General features: G+C 53.5%; 2 tRNA genes and 2 rRNA genes (1 of these 4 running past the window's edge). All 4 read right to left on the bottom strand.

The window, feature by feature from the left end:
• Nucleotides 1–1,724 (bottom strand): 23S ribosomal RNA (locus HNR28_RS17960); it reaches 1,262 nt to the left of the window's first position.
• Between the two features lie 340 nt (nt 1,725–2,064).
• Nucleotides 2,065–2,140: transfer RNA gene (locus HNR28_RS17955), tRNA-Ala, on the bottom strand.
• A 37-nt stretch (nt 2,141–2,177) separates the two neighbouring features.
• Nucleotides 2,178–2,254 (bottom strand) — tRNA-Ile (locus HNR28_RS17950).
• A gap of 97 nt (nt 2,255–2,351) precedes the next feature.
• Nucleotides 2,352–3,890 (bottom strand): 16S ribosomal RNA (locus HNR28_RS17945).
• Together the 16S and 23S rRNA genes with 2 tRNA genes alongside form the textbook arrangement of a ribosomal RNA operon.
• Between the last annotated feature and the right edge of the window lie 84 nt (nt 3,891–3,974).

Genomic DNA, 3,974 nt, shown 5'->3' with positions numbered 1-3,974 from the left:
CAAGCCTGTCACACTACAAGGGCATACCTTCTCCCGAAGTTACGGTATCAATTTGCCGAGTTCCTTCTCCTGAGTTCTCTCAAGCGCCTTGGAATATTCATCCCGTCCACCTGTGTCGGTTTGCGGTACGGTCTCGTGAGACTGAAGCTTAGAGGCTTTTCCTGGGACAACTTCCAATCAGTCCAGGAACCGAAGTTCCTGTCCAGCCACACCCTTGAATTACGCGCCCGGATTTACCTAAGCGCCTTCTTCGATGCAGCAACGGGGACATCCAACACCCCGATGACCTTCTGCCATCCGTCCCCCCATCGCATCTCACGACGGTGCTGGAATATTAACCAGCTTCCCATCAGCTACGCATCTCTGCCTCGCCTTAGGGGCCGACTCACCCTGCGCCGATGAACGTTGCGCAGGAAACCTTGGACTTACGGCGAGGGGGCTTTTCACCCCCTTTATCGCTACTCATGTCAGCATTCGCACTTCTGATACCTCCAGCAGCCTTTACAAGCCACCTTCGCAGGCTTACAGAACGCTCTCCTACCGCGTGCACTTGCGTGCACACCCGCAGCTTCGGTAACTGGCTTAGCCCCGTTACATCTTCCGCGCAGGACGACTCGATCAGTGAGCTATTACGCTTTCTTTAAAGGATGGCTGCTTCTAAGCCAACCTCCTGACTGTCTATGCCTTCCCACTTCGTTTCCCACTTAGCCCGTTTTAGGGACCTTAGCTGGCGGTCTGGGTTGTTTCCCTCTTGAGTCCGGACGTTAGCACCCGGTGCTCTGTCTCCCACACTGTACTTGCCGGTATTCGGAGTTTGCCATAGGTTGGTAAGTCGCCATGACCCCCTAGCTATAACAGTGCTCTACCCCCGGCAGTAATCATGTGAGGCACTACCTAAATAGTTTTCGGAGAGAACCAGCTATCTCCAGGCTTGTTTAGCCTTTCACCCCTATCCACAGCTCATCCCCTAACTTTTCAACGTTAGTGGGTTCGGTCCTCCAGCACGTGTTACCGTGCCTTCAACCTGGCCATGGATAGATCGCCTGGTTTCGGGTCTACACCCAGCGACTGAATCGCCCTGTTCGGACTCGCTTTCGCTACGCCTTCCCTATCCGGTTAAGCTTGCCACTGAATGTAAGTCGCTGACCCATTATACAAAAGGTACGCAGTCACCCCTCAAGGAGGCTCCTACTGTTTGTATGCATACGGTTTCAGGATCTATTTCACTCCCCTTCCGGGGTTCTTTTCGCCTTTCCCTCACGGTACTGGTTCACTATCGGTCGATCACGAGTATTTAGCCTTGGAGGATGGTCCCCCCATCTTCAGACAGGATTTCACGTGTCCCGCCCTACTTATCTGACGCCTAGTCCCACACATTCGATTTCGTCTACAGGGCTATCACCATGCTGCGGCCGGCCTTTCCAGACCGTTCGACTATCGACTGTGCTAACTCGTCAAGGCTGCTCCGGTTTCGCTCGCCGCTACTGCCGGAATCTCGGTTGATTTCTTTTCCTCGAGCTACTGAGATGTTTCAGTTCACCCGGTTCGCCTCGTTACCCTATGTATTCAGATAACGATACTCCATCGCTGGAGTGGGTTTCCCCATTCGGACATCTGCGGATCAAAGCTTGTTTGCCAGCTCCCCGCAGCTTTTCGCAGGCTACAACGTCCTTCTTCGCCTGTGATCGCCAAGGCATCCACCATATGCACTTATTCGCTTGATCCTATAACTTTGCAGATTACAGGAACTGAGTTTCGCGTGTTTGTGCCGTTCAATTCCATCAAGGCTCGTCAAGCATCATCCCTTGCGGAACGACCCTGACTGAATCTTAAGAACTTTTGAACAATTGATTTTGCAATCACAACCCGTAAATTACCCTTCACGACAATCAAGTCGATCATGATATTTACATTGTTGTGCTTCTTCCAGATTGTTAAAGAACATGGTACTTCACCGATCGGCACCTCTCGATGCCGGTTCAGTCAGCAGCACCCTGGGCTCTCGCCCAAGACGCTCTTGACTGAAAATCCTGCGTGTCCACAAAAACCCACCGCACAAATCGCTGGTGGAGGATGACGGGATCGAACCGACGACCCCCTGCTTGCAAAGCAGGTGCTCTCCCAGCTGAGCTAATCCCCCAGAACCCGTCGCCCGAGCACGCCCCGACAACGAACCGTGGTGGGTCAAGATGGATTCGAACCATCGACCCCCGCCTTATCAAGACGGTGCTCTAACCGACTGAGCTACTGACCCCTTGAGTCTGCTTTTCATGCAGGCCTGGACTTCAGACCATGTACCAAACAGCCGATAAGCGTGAGCGCTTCAACAACAGGCTTTGCTGTGAGCTCTTAAAGGAGGTGATCCAGCCGCACCTTCCGATACGGCTACCTTGTTACGACTTCACCCCAGTCATGAATCTCACCGTGGTAAGCGCCCCCCTTGCGGTTAGGCTACCTACTTCTGGTGAAACCCACTCCCATGGTGTGACGGGCGGTGTGTACAAGACCCGGGAACGTATTCACCGCGACATGCTGATCCGCGATTACTAGCGATTCCGACTTCACGCAGTCGAGTTGCAGACTGCGATCCGGACTACGATCGGGTTTCTGAGATTGGCTCCGCCTCGCGGCTTGGCAACCCTCTGTCCCGACCATTGTATGACGTGTGAAGCCCTACCCATAAGGGCCATGAGGACTTGACGTCATCCCCACCTTCCTCCGGTTTGTCACCGGCAGTCCCATTAGAGTGCCCAACTGAATGTAGCAACTAATGGCAAGGGTTGCGCTCGTTGCGGGACTTAACCCAACATCTCACGACACGAGCTGACGACAGCCATGCAGCACCTGTGTTCCGGTTCTCTTGCGAGCACTCCCAAATCTCTTCGGGATTCCAGACATGTCAAGGGTAGGTAAGGTTTTTCGCGTTGCATCGAATTAATCCACATCATCCACCGCTTGTGCGGGTCCCCGTCAATTCCTTTGAGTTTTAATCTTGCGACCGTACTCCCCAGGCGGTCAACTTCACGCGTTGGCTGCGCTACTAAGGTTAATAAACCCCAACAGCTAGTTGACATCGTTTAGGGCGTGGACTACCAGGGTATCTAATCCTGTTTGCTCCCCACGCTTTCGTGCATGAGCGTCAGTATCATCCCAGGGGGCTGCCTTCGCCATCGGTATTCCTCCACATCTCTACGCATTTCACTGCTACACGTGGAATTCTACCCCCCTCTGACGTACTCTAGCCCGGTAGTTAAAAGTGCAGTTCCAAGGTTAAGCCCTGGGATTTCACACCTTTCTTTCCGAACCGCCTGCGCACGCTTTACGCCCAGTAATTCCGATTAACGCTTGCACCCTACGTATTACCGCGGCTGCTGGCACGTAGTTAGCCGGTGCTTATTCTGCAGGTACCGTCATTAGCACAGGTTATTAGCCCGCGCCGTTTCTTCCCTGCCAAAAGTGCTTTACAACCCGAAGGCCTTCATCGCACACGCGGGATGGCTGGATCAGGGTTGCCCCCATTGTCCAAAATTCCCCACTGCTGCCTCCCGTAGGAGTCTGGGCCGTGTCTCAGTCCCAGTGTGGCTGGTCGTCCTCTCAAACCAGCTACGGATCGTCGCCTTGGTAGGCCTTTACCCCACCAACCAGCTAATCCGATATCGGCCGCTCCAATAGTGAGAGGTCTTGCGATCCCCCCCTTTCCCCCGTAGGGCGTATGCGGTATTAGCCACGCTTTCGCGTAGTTATCCCCCGCTACTGGGCACGTTCCGATACATTACTCACCCGTTCGCCACTCGCCACCAAAGAGCAAGCTCTTCGTGCTGCCGTTCGACTTGCATGTGTAAAGCATCCCGCTAGCGTTCAATCTGAGCCAGGATCAAACTCTTCAGTTCAATTCCTGTAATCGTATTTCCTCAACCATCGAGATGGTCGGTTCATACGTCGCTATGCTCAAAGAAAGACGAAGTCTGGTTAAT

It is taken from the genome of Castellaniella defragrans (genome assembly GCF_014203015.1).
GTDB lineage: Bacteria > Pseudomonadota > Gammaproteobacteria > Burkholderiales > Burkholderiaceae_B > Castellaniella > Castellaniella defragrans.
Note: the sequence above shows the minus strand (reverse complement) of the source record. Positions and strands in the feature narration are given on the sequence as shown.